The following is a 25,213-nucleotide window of genomic DNA, read 5'->3' as shown; positions in this document are numbered from 1 at the left end:
AAGTAGAGCGCGATAACTCGAACAATCAGCGCAATCCCCCTGCCCGCGAGGCAGTCGCTCGCATAGGCTAGGCACTGCCGGCATTCAACCGGCGCACAGGGCTTTGCAGGAAAATCGAAAGATCAACAGCACGATCCAAATCAGCGCTAGGCTTGGCGGGAGAATGTTCAACGGCAACGCGCCGGCCCAATGGGTCCAGTGCAAATCGGCTTGGCGGTTGGGCCGGCTCGCGCCTATCAACGGAATGGAAGCGCCCGCGACCGCGTTGATTCGCCCGGTCAATTTGGCCCGTTCTTCCGCCAACGAACGGACGACCGATTCGGCCGCTTTCGCCGAGAAGAACACGATAACGCTCGAAACCAGTCCGAACAGCGGCATCGCCCAGAGCAGGAACTCGAAATCTCGCCGCGCGTGTGCGCTTTGGGCCGTGACCAGCACCGCGTGCGTCGCCAAGCAAAAAGTCTGGGACATATAAAACCACGACAGCCGATTCGATATCCATTGATGCTCCGCGGCGATAATCTGCTCGACATATTGAGCGACCGCGCATAGATCGGCTATTTCGGTTCGATCGGCGTTGTTGGGGTCGGTTGGCGTCATGAGGTTAGTCCTGAGTTTGGTTGGTTATGGTGGAATCCATTGGCTATATTGGTATCGGAACGCTTACGCTACGGCTAAAGCCCCTCCAACACCGGTGTTTTTCAACTCAGTCCTTTCCCGATTGTTTCGGAAGGCAGGTGAGCTTGCTTCGGCCAAAATCGTTTAGTGTGCCGCTCGCCTTCTTCGGGTATTCGGGTAGTTCCTTTGATCGCGGTGCCGATAATCTGTAAAGTGGATGCGTAATTCCTAAAGTTATTAGAATCATGGACTACGACTTATCCCGCCTCTCTACCCGCACTTTCGAGCAACTGATTCAATCCTTGGCGCATTCGGTCGTCGGCCCCGGTATTGTTATTTTCGGCGACGGGCCGGACGGCGGACGCGAGGCCACATTCGAAGGAAAGATAGCCTTTCCCAATAACGCCGAGTGTTGGCACGGTTATGGCGTTGTTCAGGCAAAATTCAAGCAGCGCCCGGAAGGTAGTGGAAAGGACGGCGATTGGGCGTTACAAGAACTCAAAGACGAACTCAAAAAATTCACCTCGGCTGAGAGCAAGCTTAAGAAACCCGAATATTACATTTTTGCCACCAACGTGGTACTGACACCGGTTGCCGAAGTCGGCGGCAAGGACAGGTTAACTCGTTATCTGGAGAGCCATAAAGTAGAGTTAGGGCTTAAGGACTTTCGCATTTGGGATTACGACCAATTGCGGGTCATGTTGGATAGCTGCGCCGATGTGCGCACGGCTTACGCGGCCTGGATCACCGCAGGCGACGTGTTGGCGGAATTGATAAAGATGATGCAGCCGCAACGTCACGATTTTCGTGAGGTCATGACTGGTTACCTGCAAAAAGAGCTGTGCGCTGATCAATATGTCAATCTCAATCAAGCCGGGCACCAGCCGAAAGATCGCATTCCACTGGCGCAAGTCTTTGTCGATTTGCCGATTAAAGGTGAAGGTGAGCCATTCAATGTCGTAGCCAGTCTCTTGGAACATGGGGCGCAGAACTTTAGCCCGAAAGCCACGCTAAACGAATCGCAGCGCTATCAAAGTCACGGAAGACCTCGTAGAGACCGCTTGGTATTCATAGGCGGCCCCGGCCAAGGCAAGACGACCCTCAGTCAGTTTTTATGCCAACTATATCGGGTTGCGCTGTTGGGGCTAGAAGAACAACACCTGATTTCCCCCGAAGCCAAAACCGCATCCAGGCTGATCATCGAGCAAATTGCCCATGAAAGTTTGGAACTACCCTGTATGCCGAGGTTTCCGGTTCGGATCGTGCTGAACCGTTTTGCCGCCGATTTGGCCGCCGGCAAAACGGCGTCTTTGTTCGACTATTTGATACGGCGTATTTCACAACTGTCGGAAAGAACCCTGTCGTCCGACGATTTGCGCGGCTGGCTCAAGACTTATCCGTGGCTGATCGTCCTGGACGGGTTGGACGAAGTGCCGGTATCGTCGAATCGCGAGCAGGTCATTAACGCGGTGCAGAATTTTCTGATCGATGCCCGAGCTTGTAATGCCGACTTGCTATTAGTCGCCACCACCCGGCCCCAAGGATATAACAACGATTTTTCTCCGGCTTATTACCGTCACTTCGAGTTTTTACCGTTGGATGTGCCTCGGGCACTGCATTACGCCGACCGCTTGTTGGAACAGCGCTGGGGCGGCGACCCCGACAAAATCGACACATTAACGCAACGCTTGCAGCGCGCCGGAGAGGAAGAAGCCACCGCCCGGCTGATGCGTAGCCCGTTACAAGTCACCATCATGGCCATGCTGGTGGAAAATGTTGGCCAACCGCCGCGCGAACGTTGGCGCTTGTTCAACGACTACTATGACGTGATCTACAAACGCGAGCAACAGCGCGACATCCCGGCCGCCGAGCTTTTGAATTCCTATAAAGCCGATATTGATGCAATTCACCAGCGCGTGGGATTGCGCTTGCAAGCCATATCCGAACAGTCCGGCGGAACCGATGCCTTGTTACCGCAGACCGAATTCGCGGAGCTGATAAATCAGCGGCTGGCGAGCGAAGGCCATTCCAGTGTAGATGGTGAACGCTTGCAAGCGGACATCGTCAACGCCTCGATCGATCGCTTGGTGTTTCTAGTGGCCCCGCAGGCGGATAAAGTGGGCTTCGAGATACGTTCACTACAGGAATTTATGGCGGCACAATGCTTGATGAACGGTAGCGATCAAGACGTCAGCCAACGCTTGCGCGCCATCGCGCCTGCGGCGCATTGGCGTAACGTGTTTCTATTTGCTGCCGGCCGGTGTTTTCACGAGCGGCAACATTTACGCGATACCTTGTATACCTTGTGTTGCGAGCTGAACGAGGGGGATGGAGTTGATGACGGTGAGTTGGAAAAAGCCACCCTCGCTGGATCGAGATTGGCATTGGAAATACTCGAAGACGGCGCATTAGCAAAGGCACCCGGCCAACTGAGGCTATTTGCCAAACTCGCGTTGCGTTTATTGGAATTGCCTCCTTGTGAGGCTCAAGTCCGTTTGGCAAACCAATATGTTGCTTCGTTAGAAGAATGTTTTAAATCTGCGATAGAAGAACGGATGGCAACTAGCGGACTCGAGCGCCATTTAGCTGCGTGGCGCGTGTTATTACATTTGGACTGTCAAAATATAATTTGGGCCAATGAGTTGGCGAGAAACAACTGGCCCAGCAATGCCGAAGAATCAATTCAAATTATTAAATCTTTATCGGGAGTCAATAAGGGTAACTGGTTGGCGGATAAGTATTCAATGGCTATTTTGAATGCTTCGCCGCTACAAACACACTACGGAAATGAAAAAGGTTGGGCAAGAGATTGTAGTGGCTTGATCCTTCACTCAAAGGAATGGATAGGTTTTTATGAGAAATTAGAAAAAATTGACGAAACAAAAATTCGTATTGAAGGGGTTGATGATGGTCGTTTCGAGATGTATTTTATCCCAATTATTGATAGTAAAGTCAGCGACCTGGATGAATCAATAAACAAAGTAGAAGCCAATAAGCAATGGAAGTGGCTAATACAGGCCTGGAGATTTTCATTGGGCTTAAGCTGCTCAAAATCACACTTAGCGGAGTTGCTTCAAGAGTTTTTTGGCTGGACATTAAACGAGCAGAAGTCAATTGGAAAAATGCAGAACATGTTTGCATGGCCTATTTCGGCTTGTATTTTAGCTGTTCATGCAACTGAGGAAAAAGCACAATTGATTGCAGCTATAAAAAAAGGAAATTTAGGCGACAAAGAAGATTGGCTGTTGGCGCAAGTTCGTTGGGAGAATGCCGGAATAACCAAAGATGACCTGAAGTTTATTCCAGAAAGAAACCTTCCTTTCGACAGCCAAATTGCCAAAATTGGCTATCCTTTCGACTTGTATGGAGCAACTATAACGCATCAGAACTCTAATTTTTTCACGATGCAACAGCTATATAATATTTGGAAGTCTTTGGAACCATCTAAGGCAAAAACTAATATGGCTGGCAATGTATTGTTCGCGTTATCTGTAATGGGAGGTAAAAATGAAGTAATGAAAGACATTAATATTAATGATATTTTTGAGTTAATTAATAATCACAACAGTAAATACTTTTCCTGGCACGTGCTTGGATCATTTCCAGAAACAGCCTGGTCTTTTGAGAGATTATATTCAGTTCTAGAGGCTTTAGAAAAAGATTCGTTCATTTTTTATCGCGAATACAAAACTGATAATAACTTTGTAGACAAGCTGGAACCTTTGCTGATTGCAAGCCCCAATAATGGCTGCTTGACAAGATTATTATCCATCGCCTGCTTAGTTGGACATAAAGCTAGTGTTGAGATTAAAGCCTTTCCAGGCAACTTTATTGATGAAAGATATCAATATTCTGCCTTGATTTTACGAATGTCACAGGCTGATTGGGATAAAAACGAAGCCATTCGATTAGCAGAAGCTATAATAAAACTAGCCAAATATCAAGACGAAGCAGTCGATTCCGCGTTAAAGGTTATTGCAGCACAAAATTTAACCGGTGGAGCGGTTGAACTGTTTTTGTATCGGATTTTCGAAGGTGTGCCAGCCAGTCAATGGGAACTCCGCCGCGATGTCCTGCAAGCAATGCTGGATCAACAGCGGCATCGGCAGGCGAATGTTGCCGTTCTCCCGGTTTGACCGATAGTGTTTAGCACCATGCCCACTTGCTGGATCATAGCCGGCCCGAATGGGGCAGGAAAAACCACCTTCGCCTTGAACTTCTTACCGGCCTTGGCGGGATGCCGGCGTTTCATCAATGCCGATTTGATTGCCGCGGGCTTATCACCACTGGCACCGGAACAGCACTTGCTGGAAGCCAGCCGCTTGTTTTTACAGGAAATCGAACGGAGTATTAGTGCCCATGAAAATTTCGCTTTGGAAACGACGCTGGCGGGCCGGAGTTATCTGAAACTGATACACCGATTACGGGTACAAGGCTGGCGAATCGAATTGATTTATCTGGCCTTGCCCAGCGCCGAAATGTCCAGATTGCGCGTTGCGGAGCGGGTCCGCCACGGCGGTCATGACATTCCATCCGAAGACATCGTTCGCCGCTTTCCGCGCAGTCTTTATAACTTGCTTTACGAATTCGCGCCGATTGTGGATTCCACCTCGTGTTATATGAATATCAGCGGCATTCCCGAGTTGGTGTTCGAGCAAAGCGGGCATCAGCCTGTAAGAATTCATCATTTGGAATACTATAGCCACCTACTAACCCAGGCCAGTCATGCAAAACCCTGAGAAACTAGCGCCGACACCGGACGCCTTCGCGATATTGGAATGCCTGCGCCAGACGGCGGAGCAGACGTTGGAGCGCAAACGGCGCTTGGGCCATTATGCGGTGGTTTGGCAGGATGGGAGGCCTGTGATGATCGGGGATGACGCCCCTAAAACCGAAGCGGATAGCGACCCGAGTTTGTAGCATAGCCGCCGAATTCCTTTAGTATCCCGTTCATTTACCTCACCAATCGCAACGCCGAATTGATCGGGCAAACGTTCCCACGTGTCGCGTGCTACCCTAGAACTTGGCCGTTTTACGGCCTGATCCCTACGGCAGCGCGGTCGCTTGACGTTTCCACGCTGCGCTTGGGAATGAGGGAACCTTGGCAAAAGCGCGCGGCGCCACCCCGCGGCTTGCCGAGGCAATCAAACCTCGGAGTACAAACCTAGGTTTGCACTCCCGGTTGTGCCCGCTCAGGCAACTTGGCAGGACGCCAGTGCTTCCAACATTTCTTGCCTAGGGAGGTTGCGGCCGATGAACACCAGCCGCGAGGCGCGGGTTTCGCCGGCCGGCCAGGGATTGCCGAAGCTTTCGGTCAGCAGCATGTGTACACCTTGATAGATGACTTTCTTGTCGCAGCCGGCGATGTGCAATATGCCTTTGTAGCGCAGCAGGTCGTTACCGTGGTCGCGGACCATGATGTCGAGAAAGGCCAGAATCCGCGCGGCGTCCAGCGCGCGGTCGGTTTCGAACACGAAGGACGTGATGTCGTCGTCGTGTTCGTGGCTGAGGTCTTCCAAGAAATCCGGCTCGATATTCAGGATGTCGTCCAGTTTAAAGCCGTCGATGTCCAGAATATCGCTCAACTCGGTTTCGCCGAAATGTACGCGCTTGATCGGCGCCCTGGGATTCATCGCCCGTAGCCGGCTTTCCAGGTCGGCGGCGATTTCGGCTTCGACCAAGTCGGTTTTGGACAGCAAGATTCGGTCGGCGAAACCGACTTGTTCCTGGGCTTCGTGGTGTTCCGCCAATTGTTGATGGGCGTGCGCGGCATCGACAACGGTGACGATGGCGTCCAACTTGTAGTTTTCGGCGATATCCTGATCGATGAAAAAGGTTTGGGCCACCGGCGCCGGATCGGCCAGGCCGGTGGTTTCGATGACGACCCGTTCGAAATGCAGTTCGCCGCTTTCCCGCCGCTCGGACAACTCGCCGAGAATGCGTACCAGGTCGCCGCGCACCGTGCAGCAAATGCAACCGTTGTTCATCGTGACGATCTGTTCGTCGGCTTGCACCAGCAGTTCGTTGTCAATGCCGGCCTCGCCGAATTCGTTTTCGATGACCGCGATGCGCCGGCCGTGGTGTTCGGTGAGGATGCGGTTGAGCAACGTGGTTTTGCCGGCGCCGAGGAAACCGGTCAGGATCGTGACCGGGGCCGGGTAATTGAGTTTGCGGTTCATTGTATCTCCAGTGGATGGATCAAAACGGAGTCGTGAGCTGTTCGGGCGCGTCATCCGGTAGCCGGCCAAAAATCCATTGTTAGCGCCTAGGTCCGCCGGATTTTTCAAGCGTCATCGGCGCTCCGCAGGGTTTAGCGCCGGGTCGGCCGGCACTGCCTGAGCGTGCAGTGCTTTTTTGCGGCCTTGGCATCGGCCTTGGTGATGATGCCGTTGCCGTCAAGGTCGCGAATGTCGTTGGCAGTGTCGGGGCGTGGTGTCTTCTTGACGGCGACCAGGATCAACGCGACGTCGATACGATCGATGTCGCCGTCCAAATCCACGTCGCCGAGCGCCGGCACCGAGAAGGTGACTTCGTCGTAGGCGGTGCCCGCGCCGTCGCCGAGTGCCAATTTAAACGAGTAATTGCCGGCTTGCGTGGGCGTGAAGTTTGGCGTCGCGGTATCGGCGCCGCTGAGCGCGACGCTTGGGCCTTGCGATTGTTGCCAGCGGAAGCTCAAGGCCTCGGGGCCGGGGTCGGGGTCACTGCTGGCGGCGCCGCTCAGCGCCACGCCGGCGCCGAGACGTACTAGCCGATCGGCGCCGGCGTCAGCCTTGGGGAGTTCCGGAACGGTGATGCCGACTTCGTCGTAGGCACTGAGTTGGCCGTCGTCTACCGCCAGCCGAAATGCATAAGTTCCGGCTTGGAGCGGCGTGAAGCTGGGTGTGGGGCTGTCGGCATTGCTTAGCGCCACCGGCGTGCCGGCGGTTTGCAGCCATTGATAGCTTAGAGCGGCCGGTCCGGGTTCCGGATCGTCGCTGGCGCTGCCATCCAACGTAACCAAACTATTCAGGCCGGCGATCCGGTCGCTGCCGGCGTTAGCGACCGGCGATACCGGCGCCGGCAGCGAGGCGCTGATCGAGACTCCGACTTCGTCGCTGGCGTCGGCGGCGCCGTCGGTGACGGTCAGCCGGAAGCGGTAGTCGCCGGCCTGGGTTGCGGTAAAACTGGGCGTGGCGCTGCCGGCGTCGCTTAAGGTCACCGGCGCGCCCGCGGTTTGCAGCCATTGATAGGTCAAGGCGGCCGGTCCCGGTTCCGGGTCGTAACTGGCGCCGCCGTTTAAAGTCACCGCTTGATCGATCTCGCCGGTTTGGTCGGGGCCGGCGTCGGCGAGCGGCGGCACCACGGGCGGCGGTGGCGGCGGTAGTGTGTCGATTCTCGCCAATAGGGCTTCGGAAAAGTCGGCGGTCGTCAAACCGGCGTTAAACAGCACGTAAATCGGTGTGGCTGGCTGGCCGCGCCGATTGGACAGTACCCGCATTTCCAGCAGATAGGCGCCGATCGGCCCGCCCAGCGTGCCTTGAGCATTTTCCAGAAAGAAATTCAAATGGGTGTGCAGACTGCCGCGAACGTTGGTGGCGTCGATCACCATTTGCGCTTTGCCGGCTATGCCGACGCCGGTAAACAGTGTCACTGCGGTTTGGGTGTCGAAGCCGTCGGCAAAGCAAAACAATTGGCCGCCGCATTGGTTGTAATCGGTAATCACGAAATCGGGATCGATCGCGCCGGCCAGTTTGACCCTGACGTTGCTTGGGGCGGCTTCCCAAGCCCGGCTGGCGGGGTTCCAGTATTCCAGGCTGCCCAGCGCCTGATAACTGACCAGTTCACCGGCGTCCAACGCGCCTTCCACGGCCTGAAAGCCGGGATTGGGGGTTTTGTAGGGACCGCCGGAAAAGTCGCGGAAATCGGTCAGAAAAATCATTTGGCCGCTGGCGCCTTCGACCGGCAAGGTGTTGGCGGGCAAATTCAGGCTGCCGATCAGTTGGGTCAGATCGCAACCGACCGCGCCGGGCGTCCGGCAAAAGCCGGCCCGCATCGCGTCGCCCTCGCCCCAAATCTCGACGTCCAGATGCACGGCTTGCGCCGGGGCGGCGGCGATGGTCAGCAAGCAGGCAAGCGCTTTCGCGGGCGCGGACCATCGAATGGACGGCGCGCGGCGCGGCGCGGCGGTTTGGCTTGACGAATCGGGGTAGTACATGGCGGACCTCTTATGTCGGGAATTCAGTCGCAAGTCGCGGCACCGGGCGGATTCGGCGTGCTCGAGTCGGTAGCGGGCCGTTCATCGGCGATCGGTTTAGATCGGTGCGCATGTCGTGGCACGCGGGCGCGAGGCTCTAAAACGTGGCCCGAAAGCCAATCACGACGCTGCGTCCAGGCTCCGGCGCGAAATTGCGTAAAAACGACACCGAACTACGGATTTCTTCGTTCAGCAGATTGTTGGCCTTGGCGAACAACCAAAAATTCACCGGTTCCAGGCTTTTCCAATGAAAGTCGGCGCTGGCGGCCAATAGGTGATAACCGGGTGTTGCCGATTCGCCGCTGCCGGGCCGGTCTTGCGCTTCGGCGCGGGTATAGCGGATCGCGGCATTCCAAGTGACGTCGCCGAAACCGAGTTCGGCGCCGAAGCGCAACGGCGGCAAGCGCGGCACGTCGGCGCGATCGCCGTCGGCAAACCGGCCCCGCACCCAGTCCGAAAACAGCGTCAGCTTGACTTGGCCGTAAGCGGTGTCGGCCAGTGTGGCTTGGGCCTCGGCTTCGTAACCGAAAAACAGCGCGTTGCGTTGGTCGTAGGCATAGATCGGCAGGCAGTCCACCAGACTGACGCAAGTCGCGTAAAACTGGGCCTGATGGTGACTGTAATAACCGGCGCTACGTTTTTGATAGATGTAGTTTTCGGTCCAATTGTAATAACCGTTGAGTTTGGCGGCCAGCCGCTCGGAGTGCCAGTCCAAGCCCAAATCGGCGAGGTTGACGGTTTCGTTGCCGAGTCGGACGTTGCCGACTTCGAAGTTGCGCGTGGACAAATGCGGGCCGATCGCGAACAGTTCCTGGATGTCGGGCGCCCGTTTGGCGCGGCTGAGCGCCAGAACCAAGGCCGCGTCGTCGCTCAGATCCCAGCGGCCGGACAACGAGGCCGAGTCGGCGCGGAAGGTCAGCGTGTCCGGTAGGGCGATGTCGGCGAAACTGGGGGGAACGCCGAGCGGCGATGGAAATTGCAGGAAGGCGACGGTTGGGTCTATGCGTACGCGCTCGGTACGCAAACCGGCCTCGAAGGTCCAGTCGGCCAGCTTCAGTTTTTGCAGCGTAAATAGACCTAGCGTATCGCCGCTGGTCGGCGGCACGAAGGTTTCGACGCCCAACGCGGAAAAGTCGCGCTCCTGCCACTGGGCGCCGAAACTGCCGGTCAGTGCCTTGAATAGTTTGTGGTGGATTTCGAAACGGCCTTCGCCGACTTGGTTGGTGAAGGTAGTAAACGGCAGCCCGCCTTCGATTTCGGTATGGGCGTAATCGACGACGCCATAGCGGAAGGTCAGTTTTTCGATGCCGGGCAACGGCGGATACCATTCGCTTTTGAAATCGTAACGGGTCTGGCGCATGTCGATGCGCACGCTGGGGTTTAGAGCCTCAGCGCCGAGAATGTCGGCGAACTCGCCGAGTAGCGCGGGGTCGATGTCGGGCAGCAACAATTCCAGACCGTCCAGATCGCTGGGATCGATGCCGTGAGTGCCCTTGGGAATGCCGTAGCGGTTACCGGTCCGGCTGACCGCCATGCCGGCCATCGCCGACTCGCCCAGCCAGGACAAGCCCAGCGAGCCGCCGGCGCTCTCGCTGTCGGTGTTCGGAATCGTACCTCTGGCGTTGACGATGTTATTCAGGCCGAACTGTTCGCGGACCGCGCCGGTATCGATGGCCTCGCCGGGAATTTCGGTGTCGTTGCGATTGCGATGAAAACCGGCGACGCGCAGCGCCAGCGCATCCTTGCCCAGGTCCAGCTTGAAGCCGGAATGGGTGCCGTCGGCGTTGGTGTCGAAGCGGGTTTCGACGGCGCCTTCGATCAGGCGGTCGGGGACGCGCTCCGGAATCCGGTTATCCTTGACGTCGACAATGCCGCCGATGGCGTTGCCGCCGTAGCGGATGGTGTCGGGGCCGCGCACGACGTCGATCTGCTCGGCGAACAGCGGCTCGATCGCGACGGCGTGGTCCGGACTGAGAAAGGAGGCGTCGTGGCTGCCGATGCCGTCCTGCATGATGCGCACTCGCGAGCCGGTCAGACCGCGAATCACCGGCACGCCGACGCCGGGTCCGAACGAGGCGTTGGCCAAGCCCATCTGATTTTCCAGGGTTTTGCCCAAGGTATCGGCTTGTTGTAGCCGCAAGGTGTCGCCGCTGATTCGGCTTTGTTGCGGTGCCGAGTCGGAACGAAGTTTCTTTTCGACGACTTCGACGGCTTCCATTTCCAGCGCTTCGGATTCGGCGCTGGATTCCGCCGCGAGTGCCGATACGAGACCCGGCGACAGCAGCAACAAAATCGACGCGCCGAGTTCGGAGCGAATCACGCGGCGGCGGGTTGCCGGCGGTTCGAGCGGCGATAATCCGCGCGCTGCGCATGGGGCGTTGTCGGCGGGGATGTTCGGCTGACGGCGAGACGATCCGATTGGAGGCGATATCGAGCGAAAAATCATCGGGACTGGGTTTTGGGTGGGCTCCACACCGGGAGCGACTTGCGTCGCCCCCGGATTGGAAACGCCATGCTAGCAATACGGCGAGGGATGCTTAGGCATCCAACGCGGAGCGGCGGCGCACGCTCCACAATCCGCCCATCAAGGCGCTGCCGAACAACCAAACCGCGGCCGGCAGCGGTACCGGCGCCGGATTAACCGCCGCGACCGCGTTTTCGTAAGCGGCGATCTGCAGACCGCGATTGAAGATAACATCGAAGGTGGACGAAACGGCCAGCGCGGACTGCGAATTGGCGGCGGATTCGAACAATTGCAAGGTTATCCAGTAGGCGCCGACGCTACCGCCCAGGCTGTTGTCGGCAGTGCGGATGGTCATGTCTAAATGCTCGTGCAAATCGCCGGCGCTGTCGAATTCGCCGATCACTCCGGCCGGGTTGGACGCGCCGGACGCGGAAATACTGGTGGTATTGCCGAGCGCGTCTTCGAGTTCGACATGTTCGCCGTTCGGAACGCTGGCATTCCAACTGAAGCCGTCCCAATATTTCAACGAGCCGATGGCTTGAAACCACAACCAATTGCCGGCTCCGAAAGCGCCGAGTGCCGTGTCGGCGTCGTAGCCGGGATCGTCGGTGCGGTAGGCGCCGCCGGACAGGTCGCCGAAGTCGGCTTCGAACAAACCGGCATTCAGTTCGATCTGGCCGTTTGCCAGCCAGGGTTGAATGTCGCCGGCATGTTGCTCGGCCGCTACGGCCGCAGACAGGTTCAGGCCCAGGCCCAATACCAAAGCAGGTTTTAACCACGGATTACGCATTTCTAATCTCCTCAAATAAACAGACCCGCCGAACGTTTTTGGTGGGAGTAATGTGAGCAAACTCACAATGCAACAATATAACATCTAACATAGTCGCCGCAACGGTTTTGTTTGTGTGGGATTTGCGAATTCGGACCGGCTCGAAGGAAACAAGGAACACTGAATGAGCTGATTTCGCTCAAGGCTAAACTAAGGCTCTCCGAGCGCGGCTTAACCAGAACTGTTTAAATAAGTCAATAGTTTAGCGTTCGTCCGTTAAGCGATGAATGTCGTGCCTGGCGCGAGCTCCGGCTTAAGGTAGAGAGGAAACTTCGGACAAGCCGAGATTAGTCGCGACAGCCGGTTGTCGCCTTATCGCGCTCGATCAACGCGTAAGCCGAGTGGTTGTGGATCGATTCGAAGTTTTCCGATTCCACGGTGTAGGCGCTGATACGCGCTTCGGCGTCGAGGCGGGCCGCCACGTCTCGAACCATGTCCTCGACGAATTTCGGGTGGTCGTAGGCGTATTCGGTCACGTATTTTTCGTCCGGGCGCTTCAGCAGGCCGTAGATCGGCGACGAGGCTTCGGTTTCGACCAATGCAATCAGATCTTCCACCCAAATAAAGCTGTCGATCGCCACCGTGACCGTCACGTGGGAGCGCTGGTTGTGGGCGCCGCGCTCGGAAATTTCCTTGGAGCACGGGCACAAGCTGGTGACCGGCACCACGACTTGTACCTTGGTGCGGCAGCCTGCGGCGTCGATTTCGCCGATGAAGCCGACCTGATAGTCCAGCAGGCTGCGCACGCCGCTAACCGGCGCGGCTTTCTCGATGAAGTACGGAAAGCGCATGTCGATATAGCCGGATTCGGCTTCCAGGCGGTCCAGCATTTCGCGGAGCATGGCCGGAAACGAGGCGATGCTGATTTCCCGGTCGTGGCTATTGAGGATTTCGACGAAGCGCGACATGTGAGTGCCCTTGAAGTCGTGGGGCAGATTCACGTACATCGCGAAGCGAGCCACGGTGCGTTGTTCGCCGACGCTTTTGTCCTGAACCCGCACCGGATGCAGGATGTCCTTGATGCCGACTTTGTCGATGGCAATGCGGCGATTGTCGGCGCGGGCTTGAATGTCTTCGATGGGCGTCATGGGTTTGGTTTACAGGTAATGAAAACGTGGCCGCTCGCCGAAATCGCCGTCGTTGACCGCGTATTGATTGAGTTTCAGGCTGTAGAAGCGGTCGAAATGCTGCTTGACGGTGCGGGCGATGCCGGCGTCGTAATCCGGCGTGAAAGTCTGGGCTTGGCCGTCCGGGCGGTCGACCACCACGCCGTTCTCGACCACCACTCGACCGTTTTTGAACACCAACGCGGCATCGGCGAACATCGCCCGATAGTCGGGACGAGCGCCGGCACGCCGGCCCGGATCATAAACGGCGATGTCGGCGATGGCGCCGGGCGCCAGATGGCCGCGATCGTTTAAACCCAGCAGCTTGGCGGCGGCGGAGCGGGTCATCGTGGCGATGTCGCTAAAATTCAATTCGCGTTTTAGACCCGGCAACAGGGTCAGGGCCAGGGCCTCCTGGTTCAAGCCCACCATGCACTCCTGCCGGTAATCGGCATCCATTAATAAGCGGATTAATTCCGGGTAGGCGGTAAACGGCGCGCCGTTGGGGTGGTCGGTGGTGAAGAACAAACGTTCCGGGGCCTCGGCCAGTAAAAACAATTCCAGGCCGATCGCCCATTGCAAGGTGTTGACGAAGCTGGCTTCGCGGTAACGATACGGCACCACGCCGCCCGAGCCTTCGGTTTCGGCGTCCCACATCACGTATTTGCTCGGGCTGGCGTCGGCGTGGCGGCTATATTGGGCGATCACGTCGCCGGAGATCGTCACCGTTTGGCCGAACAACACTTGGCCCACGTCCATCGTGATATTGGGATGGCGGTTGAAGGCTTCCAATAATCGCGCCGCCGCCGACGAAAAGCCCTTGGCGCCTTCCGCTCCGTAAGTGTAAAACTGAACGTGGGCCAGATGCATGGGCAGGCCTTGCGCGGCCTCCATCGTGGCGACGGCGGTTTCGACGTTGCCGGGCGTGCCCAGATTGTTGCAGTGCACGTGTACCGGATGCGGTACGCCCAATTCGCAGGCGGCGCGTTGCAGGGTTTGCAAAATTTGTCGGGAACTGACGCCGTAATCGGGCACGATGTCGTCCAGATCGAACTGGCGGACGTTGCTTTTGAAGGCGTTGGCGCCGCCGGCATTGATGACTTTCAAACCCAAAGCCCTAGTGGCATTTAAAGTCCAGGCCACGTAGTCGTTGATTTGATTTTGGCCGGCCTTGGCGCGCATCAGTCGCAACAGCAGATCGTCGTTGCCCAGTATCGCCAGCGCGGCGGTGTCGATGATCGGAATGTCGGCCATTTGCAGATGCACGTCCAGCGCGCCGACCGGTAGCATGGCCGGTTCGACCACGCAGGTGTAGCCCATCCGGGCGTAGCGATAGCCGATGTCGGTACTGGACCATTTGGCGGTGGAAAACGGATGATTGAGCCGCCTCGCCATCCGGTTGCGGTGCTGCTCCGGCAGCAATAGCCTTGCGGTGTTGACGTTGCCGCCGGCGATATGGCTGTGGATGTCGATGGCGCCGGCCATGACGATCTGGCCGGTGGCGTCGTAAATCGCATCGAAACCCGCGTTCGGACCGGGGTCGGCGACGATGATGCCGTCGCGGATGAACAGGTCGCCGATCTCGCCGTGCAGGTTTTGCGCCGGGTCGTAAATGGCGCCGTTGTGGAGCTTAATCAACATAAGATGGTAGGGTACGCACCGCGTACCAAGCTTGAGATTCCCAACGAATCAATGGCCGAAAGCCGGGTATAGCCAAACAAGGCTGGCTTCGACTCCGCTCAGCCACCGGAGATTGGCTCCGCTTGGTCAACGACCATCGACTCCGCTCAGCCACCGGAGATTGGCTCCGCTTGACCAACAACCATAGACTCCGCACTGCCAACGGAGACTGGCTCCGCTTGGTCAACGGCCATCGACTCCGCTCAGCCACCGGAAATTGGCTCCGCTTGGTCAACGGCCATCGACCCCACGCAGCCGACGGAGATTGGCTCCGCTTGGTCGATGGTGATTGGCGCCGTTCGAGCCGCGACCTTCGACGATGATCGGCCGGAAAGCGAGCGGCAACGACCCGGCGGCTCACAACATATCCAAGGTCAACAACAGCCGCCGCGGCTGGACCGCGGTTGGGGTTGGCGAACGGTGGACCAAACCGCGGCCTTCATTGCCTACCCAGTGCTCGCCCTTCATCAGGCCGACCGCATAGGCCGGCATTTGCCGAATCGCCGTGGGGTCGGCGATCAACCCGGACACTTGATCCGGTACGCCGCACCCACCCATGCCCAGTTTGTCGCGATCGACGGCGTATTCCGGCAGCCATTCGGTGCCGATGCCGCCATAACTGCAAATCATCCGCGCCGGCACCCGATCGACGTGAAACCGAGGGCACATCGCGTTATCCAGAGTCCGCAAGCGCAGGCCGGCTTCGCGCTGGCCGAACAATTCGCAAAACGCCGAGGTCAACCAGGCCACGTCGTCCAGCCAAGCCTGGAAGCCGTCCAGAGCGGCAACTTGCGACCAAATGGCCCCGAAGTCGTACTGGCTGGGATCGACAGCCTGGCTGATTTCGATTCTGGTCTTGTTGCTGAGCGCGGCGTAAACGAAGCCTTCGATCTCGAGCGGTAACGGTCGGTCGATCAAACACAGATTGACGTCCTCCTCGTAGATTCGGGCCAGATCGGCAAATCGATCGGACATCACGGTTTTGGTCGCGGGGCGTCGCTCCAGCGGTTGAAAGCTGTTGGGCGGTACCCGTGGCGAGCCGACCGTTTGAGCGAAAGGTGCGCGGGCAAACATGGGTCACTCCTTAGTGGGCTAACAGGGATTGTTCGAAAACGACGATACCTTGCATCAAGGCAATCCCGAGCGCGAACGACGCGCTTTGGCCGCCGAGATGGCGCAAGGTCGAACGTTCGTGCAGGACCGGAATCAGGTCGGAAGCGGCGATGTAGATGAAACCGCCGGCGGCGATCGGCAACAACACGACCAAGGACGATGCGGCGACCTGACTGAGCAGCAAGGTAAACAAGGCGCCGGGCACGACGCTCAGCGAGCAATAAAAGTTGTACAACACCGCCTGCCTAGGCGCATAACCGCCGCGCAGCAATGCGCCGACATCGCCGAGTTCCTGAGGCACTTCGTGGGCGACGATGGCCAGCGTGGTGGTCAGGCCCAGTGCCGGATCGGCCAGGAAACTGCCGGCGATCAGAATGCCGTCGACGAAGTTGTGGATGGCGTCGCCGATCAAATTCATTTTTGCCAGCGGCAGGATTTCGCTACCGGCAGGCCGGGTGTCGACGTTGTGGTCGTGGCGCCAGCGCACCAGCTTTTCCAATACGAAAAAACCGAACACACCGATCAACGCGGTCATGCACACCGTACTCACCGAACCTTGGCGGGCGACCGCGTCCGGAATCAAGTGAATGAAGGCGTCGCCCAGTAAAACCCCGACCGCCAGTGCCACCAGGAACGGCACAATGCGCTTTAAGCTTGCCGCCGGCAGCCACAATGCAAACGCGCTGGATAGCGAGCACAGGCTGACCGCGAGACTGGCGGCGATGGTGGCTAAATAAGTATTCATGGCGGCGCTACCCCCGATGTGGACGCGAAAAGTGTTGGCGGTGCGAGTGGCCGCTAAATTCGGCGATACGCCTGGACGGCGCGTGAAACAGCACCCCTGCGACGGTGCAACCCAGTATCGGCGGATAGGCGGAGATCAAGGTGTCTCGCCGCGAGGCTTGGTCGCGTAAGCTCAGCACGACTCCGAGCATCGACGGCAGTTCGCCACCGGTCAACGGCGGAAAGCCATCAGTGTCCGCCATCGCTAAACCACCGTGGGAAATCGTCCCGAAGTTTGCGCCACGCATCCGGCCCCGCCGCCAATTCGGCGTCGGTCAGCAGGCAAGCGTCCAGTTCGCGACGGACCTTTTCGGCATCCACGTTCTGACCGATGAAGACCAGTTCCTGGCGGCAATCGCCGTAGGGCTCGACCCATTGTTCGCGAATGTCGTCCAGATACTCGGCCGGCCATTGCTCCTCGGGTGCCGAGGCCCACCAGCGCCCGGCCAAGCCGTGGCGCATGATGCCGCCGGCTTGCGACCAGTTGCCGGCGTATTCGGGGCGCGAAGCCAGCCAGAAAAAGCCCTTGGAGCGCAGCAAGGTGCCGTTGTCCCATTCGCCTTCGTGCAAATGGCGGTAAAAGCGCTCGGTATGAAACGGCCGGCGGGCGCGGTAAACGAAGCTGGAGATGCCGTACTCCTCGGTCTCGGGAACGTGCTCGCCGCGTAACTCCTTCAGCCAACCGGGCGCTTGCTCGGCTTTTTCGAAGTCGAACAGACCGGTGTCCAGCACCTGGCCGAGATCGACTTGGCCCATGACCATCGGCACGATTTCGGCATCGGGATTCAGACTGCGCAAAATCGCTTGCAGATTGGCGATTTCGTCGCCGGCGATCAAGTCGATCTTGGAAATCAAAATGACGTTGGCGAATTCGATCTGGTCGACCAGCAGGTCGGCGACGTTGCGCTCGTCGTCTTCGCCCAAGGCTTCGCCGGCTTCCTTCAAACTCAAGGCTTCCTGGTATTGACGCAGGAAATTCACCGCATCGACCACGGTCACCAGCGTATCCAACTTGGCGATGTCGGACAGGCTGATGCCGCTGTCGTCGCGAAAGGTGAAGGTCTCGGCAATCGGCAGCGGTTCGGCAATACCGGTGGACTCGATCACCAAATAATCAAAGCGGCCGTCCTTGGCCAGTTTGCCGACCTCGATCAGCAAGTCCTCTCGCAGGGTGCAGCAAATACACCCGTTGCTCATTTCGACCAGCTTTTCCTGGCCGCGATTCAGTTGCACCTCGTTCTTTACCAGCGCGGCGTCGATATTAACCTCGCTCATATCGTTGACGATCACCGCCACTCGCCGGTTTTCCCGGTTACCGAGAATATGGTTGAGTAGCGTGGTTTTACCGGCGCCGAGAAAGCCGGACAAGACCGTGACGGGCAGCTTGGATGGAATTAGCGTAGTCATGACGATGTTATACTATAACAATTGCAGTCCAAAAAAAGGGCGCCAGCGAATCGCGGCGCCCTTGCGTATTAATAGCTCAGTCTAAATCCGACTTCCGCGCCGCGACCGGCCTCCGGCGCGAAATTGCGCAGATAGGACGTGGCGTTGCGGATGTTTTGATCCAGTAGGTTATTGCCCTTGGCGAATACCAACAACTTGGCGTCGCCGGCGGCTTTGATTTGGTAATTGACGCCGACGTTCAGCAAGTAATAGCCGGCCGTCGAAGTCTCGAACTCGCCGACGTGGGTCTGGTCGTCGGCGCGGGTCAGGCGCAGGTAGCTGGAGAGTTTGTCTTTGTTGTAGTCCAGTTGCAGGCCGTAGCGTAGCGGCGGCATGCGCGGCACGTCGCCACCGGTTTTGAATTCGCCCCGGGTGTAATCGCTGAACAAGGTCAGTTCCACCAAACCCAGGTGATTTTCGACGACCGGGAAAATCAGCTTGGCTTCGTAGCCTTTGAAAATGGCGTCCTGCTGGCTGCTTTGCACCACCGGTTTACAGTCCACGGCGCAAGGGTTGCCCTCTTCGTCGACGAAGGCGCCGGTGCGGTGCTGGTAAATGTAATCGCCGGCCCAGTTGTGGAACAAGTCCAATTCGGCGCGCAGCCAGTCGCTTTTAAAACGGTAGCCCAAGTCCAGGTTGTAAGCGGTTTCTTCCTTCAAGCTCAAGCTGCCCAGCTCGAAGCTGCGGGTGGCATCGTGATAACCGTTGGCCAGCAGTTCCTGGACGTTGGGCGCCCGCGACGAGCGGGTGATCGCCAAATTCAGGCTGTTGCGGCTGTCCAGCTTCCACAGTGCCGACACCGAGGCGCTAACCGGCGTGTAACTTAACGGCGTGTAGCCGTCCGGATGCACGTCGGTTTGCTCGACGCGGGTGCCGAGTTGGTAGGTGACCGGGCCCAAATCGAAGGCTTCGACGCCGAACACGCCGTAACTGTAAGTGTCCGAGCGCGGTACGATGCTGGCGCCGGTCAGTTTCTCGACGGCGTTGAAATCGCTGACCTGAGCTTGAAAGCCGACCGCGCCGCGCAACGGGCCGATGTCTTGATGGTTGAGTTCGACGCGGCCTTCGTAGCTTTTATTCGTGAAAAAAGCGCCGGGCTCGCCGTTGGCGATTTCGGTGTGTTGGTAATCGGTGTAGCCCAGCCGGGTGCGCAAGGTTTTCGCGAACGGCAGCGGATTAGTCAGTTCGCTCTTGAAATCGTATTTGTTCTGGCGCATCGCGATGCGCACCGTTTCCGTGCCGGTGCCGTCCGGGGCGATGCCGTAGCTATTGTTCAAGTTGTTGATCGACGCGCCGGCGAAGCCGTTGTCGCCGACCCAGGACAAGCCGGCCGAACCGCTGATCGCCTCGGCACCGGTGTTGTTTAGGTAACCTTTGGGATTGTCGACGACTTCCAACGAAGGGTCGGTGATCGCCACGTTGGCGGTATCGATACCCTGGCCGCCAATGTCCAGATTATTACGATGCCGGTAGAAGCCATCCAGGTGGTAAGCGATATGGTCCTTGCTGCCTTCGACTTTCATCGTGGTGCTGGTTTCGTCGCTGGTCGAATCGAAGCGTTGCTCCAGCGCCGCGTTCAAAGCTTTGTCGAAGGCCTTGCCGGGAATCCGGTTGTCGATCACGTTGACCACACCGCCCATCGCACCGCTGCCGTACAGCAGTGTCGCCGGGCCGCGCAGCACTTCGATGCGCTCGGCCAACAGCGGCTCGACGCTGGTGGCGTGGTCCGGGCTAATCGCGGATACATCATTGCTACCGATGCCGTTGCTCAACACCCTGACCCTCGGGCCGGCTTGGCCGCGTATTACCGGCGTGCCGACGCCGGGGCCGAAAGACTGACTGGAAATGCCCAGTTCGTTTTTCAAGGTATCCCCTATGCTGTGGCCGGTTTTCATCCTCAACTCGTCGTCGCTAAGCACAGTGACCGGCGATCCGGCCTCGGCTTTTGTCACCGGCAACGGCGCGGTGACAATAACCTCGTCCAGCGAGATGTCGGTTTGGGTTTCCGCGTGAAGCAAACTCGCGGGCAGCATCAACAAGAAAAAAGCAGTTTTATTCATCGGTGGAACAGGAAAATGGAGCCGGCAAAAATGTTATATTATAACGAATACGAATGCAACAATATAACACCCAGGTTTCGCAGGTAACGCCGAGAGAGTTCCTTACCATGCAATAAAGGTGCTCCGTAGATCGTTACGAAAATTATTTGAACGGGCCCGTCGGAGGCCCAAAAACGTTGAAAAAGTGGCTTGAGCTAACGATGCCTTCAAAAGCGGGTGCTGGCGAGTAGCAGATTCAATACACCGACACATCCGTCCGACTGGGGCCGACCGGATAGGCTTTGCCGAATGCTTAGTCCGGTTCAACGCCGGTCATTTCATAACGCGACTGTTCGGCGACTTTCGGCCATCCTGGTGTAAGCCGCTATACTCTAACCGCTAGCCGAACTCGCCGTTCATCGGCCAGGCTCCTCGCTTTATTCAACCCAAAGTCATTCGATGACAAGGAGACCACATGCCCCAAAATCCGTTGGTTTGCATCCTGTTTGCCGCAACGTCGCTTTTTAGTTGCGCGATCGCGGCAAGCGATCCCGCGCCGGATACGCAAGCGCTCAGTAATCCGGCTATCCCGGTGGGCGTTTACTCCATGCCCTCCACGAACGAATGGTCGCTGCTCAAATCCTTCAACGCGACGCTGATCAATCGTCTGGCCGGACTGGCGGTGCCGGATGCGCAAGGCGCGCTGCAGCGAAATCGTCCGGGCTATTTTTCGGTGCGCTTTCAGGACGGCGTGACCTGGACCATCGTTCGCGGCTTGTATCTGCGTAACGCCGCCGCCCTCGAATCCGGCATCAAAGCGCTGGAATACGCCTTCGGCCATCAAAATCCCGACGGTTCGTTTCCGATCGTGGTGCCGCCGACGTTGCCGGCCAACCTGATACCTTATCCTCAAGACTACGCCGACGCGACGACCTTCTTCTTCAGCGAGCTTGGCCGCTCGCTGATTTTGCTGGACAGCAACGCGTGGTTTCAAACCAGCGCTGACACGGCCGACCTGCGTCGCCGGGTAGGCATCATCAAGGAACAGGCGGACCGCTCGATCGACTGGCTGTTAACCCAGCAGGACTTGTTGATCGACTACGATACGCCGCTCTCCAATCACCTGTATTACGACGGCGCCGGCTTCTATTTGGTGGGCCGCGCTCTGAACCGCCAGGACGCGATCGATGTCGGTATCGCGTTTACCGAACTGGGCTTGAACGCCCAATGGCCGAACGGCGTGTTGCCGGAACTGGATGGCTATGACAGCAGCTATCAGGGCGTAAGCTTGTTTCGTTTGTTGATCCTGTATCTGAATGCCGATCCGACGGATGTGGTGATCAGGCAAAGGCTGTGGGATGCGATAAGCTCGGGAATCGCTTGGGAACAGACCCGCGTCAAGCCCAGCGGCGAAATCCTGTCCGACGGCAATAGTCGGGTCTATCCCGGCGGCGACAAATTTCTCGGCGTCGAAAAAGGCATTTCCTACGTGAACATCGCCCTGTCGTTCTATTACTACGCGGTGCTGACCGGCGACGCCGGCGCCAAGGCCGTCGCCGACAAAATTATTGCCTATTACACGACCGCACACTGAAGCAGGGGCATCGGTGATACCGGTAAGTCGAATCGCTCAATGGATCGCACGATCATGAAAGCACTGCCTCCCCCCGGAGAATGAAACAGCTGGGCTGGTAAGGCTTTAACCGCGATCGATGGCATTGCGATTCGATGACGACCGGACTTTGCCCAACGCCTTTTTGAGTGAACTGAATCATTCGCTTCAATTCCACTCGCTGACCGACCCCAGCTACGATATTTCGTCATCACTACTGAATATCGTAGCCAGAATCCGCAATAATATCGATTTTGTTCAACAGCGAACTTAACTATTCCCAGGTAAATCAGCTATTTAAAATAATCTCGCCAAACTGGCACAGCGCTTGCCCCTCATATATCGATCGTTTCACTTAAATATCTTTTTTAAAACATCAATATGAGGATCCAACCATGAAACTAAAATCCACTTTCGCTGCTTTAACATTTGCCGGTATTGCTTGCTTCAGCGGCAACGTATTTTCGGGTATCGATACGGCGGCCTATTCTCACGATGCCTATATTGGCGTTTATAATAACGTGCAGTGGATGAAGACGCTACCGGATACGTTAAAACTCAGCGAACTTTCGCTGCCGGGGACACACGATTCCATGGCTCGTTACGGTGACGACGATATACAAACCCAATCAATGAGCGTCGCCGATCAGTTAAACTCCGGAATCCGCGTACTGGATATACGCTGCTGGCATAAAAACGATAATTTAATTATTTCTCGCGCAGGGGTTACCCAAAATGCCACCTACCAGGACGTATTGAACGCTGTGGATGACTTTTTGGCGGCTAATCCCAGCGAGACCGTGATTATGCGAGTTACTGAAGATGTTGTCGGCGTGAATAATACCCGCAGTTTCTCCGATACCTATAATTACATCGTCGGCAAGTTCCCCGGCCTGTTTTTGGATCTGCAAGGTACTACTAATCCCACGCTAGGCGAGATGCGGGGTAAGGCGGTATTGTTACAAAATTATTCCGGTTCGCCCATTGGAATTAACTATTCCGAAATCTACAAGCAAGGTACCGTACAGGACAATTACAAATTGAAAACAAACTGGGATTTGTACGGCAAATGGGAACAAGTCAAAGCGCATTTCATGGCCGCTTCAACCGGCGATGCCAATAAAATTTATATTAACTTCCTGGATGGCGGCAACGGTTCATTCCCTTATTTTGTCGCCAGCGGCCACAGTTCGCATGAAACCAATGCAGCGCAATTATTGACCGGTTTAACCACGCTAACCAGTCCGAATACCTATCCGGATTTTCCCAGAGTCGGCTGCCTGGGTAAATTGTGCTCCATCGCTTTCCTGGGCACCAATCAACTCAGCAGCAAATTCCTGGCGGATTTGGCGCTTAATTACCAATCCATCAATCAGTTGTATAAAAACTTGAATATCAATCTCAAACTGACCAAACGGATGGGTATTGTCATGATGGACTTCCCGGGTAGAAGTTTGGTGAACAACATTATTGCAATGAACGAAGTGCTTCTGAAAAAAACCAATTAACCCATAATACCCGGATCGCCCCTCGACTCTCCGCAACGAGAGAAAACACGAGGGGCGGCTTTATTTTAACAGCTGATTATGATGAATATTTTGGCTTCGCCACCGAAAATTAAAGTCAGCTAGTGTTTTTACAAAAGTAGCGACTTTCCACTATCAAACCCGAGGTGTTCCATGAAAGGCAATAACGCGGCATTTCGTCTCAACCCGGCAACCTATATGGGCCAAAAACTCATTTACAGTTATAACGCCGGAAAAACCATGGATGGTAAAGACAGCTTAAACGAAACTATTAATGCCAAACATTTGGCTAGTCAATTTAGCGATAGTAAACGAAAATGCCGGATTCCATTGGAGTTCGACTTAGTACCCATCGCCAAGTATCCGGCCGTCGTCGATTTAAAAATACTTGGCGCACAAGGTGCGTACGCGCAAACGTCGCGCAAGGGCGCGCCGATAATCGCGGGTTGGATACCCTTCATCAACGAAGACACCAACGACGCCAGCAAATTCGGTTACATACCGGCCAACAGCGTGCCGGGAACCGTTCAATATATCTTCACGGTGGGCTTGGGCGGCTGCACCATCGTCGCGGTTGATCGCGGACCCAAAGGCATTTATTTTTATCACGAACCCACCAAGGCGGCGTGGAATAACTTACCCGTTTACCCCGACGGCAATCAGGTGTTGGTCCGAGCATTGCCCGCACTGGCCGGTAGCGCAATCATTCGGCGGAGCACAACGGCCGCACACGGATGGGAAATTTTGGTACAGGACGCCAACGGCTTCACGTCCGGCGGCGTCACCGCGTATCCTGTCTAATCCGGCGGCCTGCTAGACAAGGCCGACCCTGTCCTTCCGAAGTAAACTTTTTACGATCGATTTCTCTCGAAGTGCGTTAAGGAATATTCAGGCATCTTTACGCAAACCTCCGAGCAATAAACGCAGAGAGCGGCGATTCCCAAACGCCAGTTTGGGAATCACGCCTTGATAACTCCAGCTTTCATTGATTTGACCGGAAATCTGACGCTTCCAAAATCGGGTAACCCAGCTCAAGCTTGATTACCAATCGAAATCAAGCATCGCGGTTGCCTGTCGGCGAACCGGCATACAATTGATCTTAGCGATAGCGAAACCATATCCTGCCGTTTTAATTCCGCGTGGGCAAAAAAACCGTGCCCACCTTACCCTGCTTATCACGTTAATTCATTTTTAATAAAGTGTCGTAATTGAATTTGCGATAATTGGTTTATCGGTGAATTCGCCTGTTCGAACAACGAAGCAAGGATATTGTCTTCGAAATATTCTTCTCCACAGTTATTACAAACTTTGGCAGGCACATTTTTGAACACCAGAATAGTCTCGCCAAATTCAAGCGTAATGCTGGCAAAATCATCTATCATCATGCCCAATTTACAGATCACACACATCATAGGAGTATTTATAGCCGGATCGGTTTTCGACGCCCTTTCCCCTGATGCCGCGCCGAGCACCGCAGGGTTTGGGCGGAGTTGCCCGACAGGGGCGCGGCAGGGATGCCGCGCGTTTTCGGAGGGCTAGGAAAGCCCTTCCGAAAACCCCGCTCAAACCCGGAGGAGTGCAGTATTGAAGCGGCATGGGGTGGCTTTTCTTTGGATACTTTCTTTTGGCCATGCACAAATTCGCCTGGAGCGAATTTGAACAGCCGATAGGCTGGCCCGCAGGGCGAAAACCAGGGATGGTTTTCGTAGCGAAAGTATCGCGCCTGCCGGTCCGCAAACCGGCGTTAACAGGCTGGTGAAAAAC

Annotated in this window: 19 protein-coding genes; 6 read left to right on the top strand and 13 right to left on the bottom strand. The window is 56.5% G+C overall.

Features of this window, described 5'->3' with window-relative positions:
• Nucleotides 1-84 precede the first annotated feature (84 nt).
• The gene (locus A1355_RS10975) at nucleotides 85-600 is read right to left on the bottom strand and encodes a hypothetical protein (protein ID WP_064027953.1); all 516 of its coding nucleotides are present in this window, start codon (nucleotides 598-600) and stop codon (nucleotides 85-87) included.
• Between the two features lie 263 nt (nucleotides 601-863).
• Here A1355_RS10975 and A1355_RS10970 point away from each other — a divergent pair, with 263 nt between their 5' ends.
• From A1355_RS10970 to A1355_RS10960, 3 genes are read left to right on the top strand one after another with little or no spacing between them, the layout of a single operon-like run.
• The gene (locus tag A1355_RS10970) at nucleotides 864-4,754 is read left to right on the top strand and encodes an NACHT domain-containing protein (RefSeq protein WP_064027951.1); all 3,891 of its coding nucleotides are present in this window, start codon (nucleotides 864-866) and stop codon (nucleotides 4,752-4,754) included.
• An 18-nt stretch (nucleotides 4,755-4,772) separates the two neighbouring features.
• Nucleotides 4,773-5,357 (top strand): zeta toxin family protein, encoded by a 585-nt coding sequence (locus A1355_RS10965; RefSeq protein WP_064027949.1) that lies wholly within the window; start codon nucleotides 4,773-4,775, stop codon nucleotides 5,355-5,357.
• Entirely contained in the window at nucleotides 5,344-5,538 is a 195-nt protein-coding gene (locus tag A1355_RS10960; protein ID WP_064027946.1) for a hypothetical protein, read from the top strand. Before A1355_RS10965 ends, A1355_RS10960 begins: the two co-directional genes overlap by 14 nt.
• Before the next feature lie 272 nt (nucleotides 5,539-5,810).
• On the opposite strand, the gene A1355_RS10955 is transcribed toward A1355_RS10960, so the two are convergent.
• From A1355_RS10955 to A1355_RS10905, 11 genes are all read right to left on the bottom strand, one after another.
• Nucleotides 5,811-6,797, bottom strand: a complete 987-nt coding sequence (locus A1355_RS10955) for a CobW family GTP-binding protein (protein ID WP_064027944.1) — start codon at nucleotides 6,795-6,797, stop codon at nucleotides 5,811-5,813.
• Nucleotides 6,798-6,928: 131 nt separating this feature from the next.
• Complete coding sequence (locus A1355_RS10950; RefSeq protein WP_064027942.1) at nucleotides 6,929-8,812, bottom strand: PKD domain-containing protein; 1,884 nt, start codon at nucleotides 8,810-8,812, stop codon at nucleotides 6,929-6,931.
• Between the two features lie 136 nt (nucleotides 8,813-8,948).
• The gene (locus A1355_RS10945; RefSeq protein WP_064027940.1) at nucleotides 8,949-11,171 is read right to left on the bottom strand and encodes a TonB-dependent receptor; all 2,223 of its coding nucleotides are present in this window, start codon (nucleotides 11,169-11,171) and stop codon (nucleotides 8,949-8,951) included.
• Between the two features lie 217 nt (nucleotides 11,172-11,388).
• Nucleotides 11,389-12,105 carry a hypothetical protein gene (locus tag A1355_RS10940; RefSeq protein ID WP_064027937.1) on the bottom strand — a complete coding sequence of 239 codons (717 nt, stop codon included), beginning with the start codon at nucleotides 12,103-12,105 and terminating at the stop codon, nucleotides 11,389-11,391.
• Between the two features lie 326 nt (nucleotides 12,106-12,431).
• On the bottom strand, nucleotides 12,432-13,232 hold the full coding sequence (gene folE2 / locus A1355_RS10935) for a GTP cyclohydrolase FolE2 (RefSeq protein ID WP_064027935.1): 801 nt from the start codon (nucleotides 13,230-13,232) through the stop codon (nucleotides 12,432-12,434).
• A 9-nt stretch (nucleotides 13,233-13,241) separates the two neighbouring features.
• Nucleotides 13,242-14,891 (bottom strand): formylmethanofuran dehydrogenase subunit A, encoded by a 1,650-nt coding sequence (locus A1355_RS10930; protein WP_064027934.1) that lies wholly within the window; start codon nucleotides 14,889-14,891, stop codon nucleotides 13,242-13,244.
• Nucleotides 14,892-15,287: 396 nt separating this feature from the next.
• Nucleotides 15,288-16,004, bottom strand: coding sequence for a DUF1826 domain-containing protein (locus A1355_RS10925; RefSeq protein ID WP_064027932.1), 717 nt, complete (start codon nucleotides 16,002-16,004; stop codon nucleotides 15,288-15,290).
• A 10-nt stretch (nucleotides 16,005-16,014) separates the two neighbouring features.
• On the bottom strand, nucleotides 16,015-16,788 hold the full coding sequence (locus A1355_RS10920; protein WP_064027930.1) for a ZIP family metal transporter: 774 nt from the start codon (nucleotides 16,786-16,788) through the stop codon (nucleotides 16,015-16,017).
• A gap of 7 nt (nucleotides 16,789-16,795) precedes the next feature.
• A complete protein-coding gene (locus A1355_RS10915; RefSeq protein ID WP_064027928.1) occupies nucleotides 16,796-17,029 on the bottom strand; it encodes a hypothetical protein in 234 nt (77 codons plus the stop codon).
• On the bottom strand, nucleotides 17,016-18,233 hold the full coding sequence (zigA, locus tag A1355_RS10910) for a zinc metallochaperone GTPase ZigA (RefSeq protein ID WP_082885491.1): 1,218 nt from the start codon (nucleotides 18,231-18,233) through the stop codon (nucleotides 17,016-17,018). Before zigA ends, A1355_RS10915 begins: the two co-directional genes overlap by 14 nt.
• Before the next feature lie 68 nt (nucleotides 18,234-18,301).
• The gene (locus A1355_RS10905) at nucleotides 18,302-20,332 is read right to left on the bottom strand and encodes a TonB-dependent receptor (RefSeq protein WP_064027926.1); all 2,031 of its coding nucleotides are present in this window, start codon (nucleotides 20,330-20,332) and stop codon (nucleotides 18,302-18,304) included.
• Between the two features lie 454 nt (nucleotides 20,333-20,786).
• On the opposite strand from A1355_RS10905, the gene A1355_RS10900 reads away from it, so the two are divergent.
• The 3 genes from A1355_RS10900 (at nucleotide 20,787) to A1355_RS10890 (ending at nucleotide 24,250) form a co-directional block, all read left to right on the top strand.
• On the top strand, nucleotides 20,787-21,905 hold the full coding sequence (locus A1355_RS10900) for a hypothetical protein (RefSeq protein ID WP_064027924.1): 1,119 nt from the start codon (nucleotides 20,787-20,789) through the stop codon (nucleotides 21,903-21,905).
• A gap of 413 nt (nucleotides 21,906-22,318) precedes the next feature.
• The gene (locus tag A1355_RS10895) at nucleotides 22,319-23,431 is read left to right on the top strand and encodes a phosphatidylinositol-specific phospholipase C (protein ID WP_064027922.1); all 1,113 of its coding nucleotides are present in this window, start codon (nucleotides 22,319-22,321) and stop codon (nucleotides 23,429-23,431) included.
• Between the two features lie 171 nt (nucleotides 23,432-23,602).
• Nucleotides 23,603-24,250, top strand: coding sequence for a hypothetical protein (locus tag A1355_RS10890; protein WP_064027920.1), 648 nt, complete (start codon nucleotides 23,603-23,605; stop codon nucleotides 24,248-24,250).
• A 374-nt stretch (nucleotides 24,251-24,624) separates the two neighbouring features.
• On the opposite strand, the gene A1355_RS10885 is transcribed toward A1355_RS10890, so the two are convergent.
• Nucleotides 24,625-24,858 (bottom strand): type II toxin-antitoxin system MqsA family antitoxin, encoded by a 234-nt coding sequence (locus A1355_RS10885; protein WP_269454755.1) that lies wholly within the window; start codon nucleotides 24,856-24,858, stop codon nucleotides 24,625-24,627.
• Between the last annotated feature and the right edge of the window lie 355 nt (nucleotides 24,859-25,213).

This window comes from Methylomonas koyamae (assembly GCF_001644025.1).
Classification (GTDB): Bacteria; Pseudomonadota; Gammaproteobacteria; order Methylococcales; family Methylomonadaceae; genus Methylomonas; species Methylomonas koyamae_A.
The sequence above is the reverse complement of the archived record's forward strand: the minus strand, read 5'-3'. Positions and strand labels throughout refer to the sequence as shown.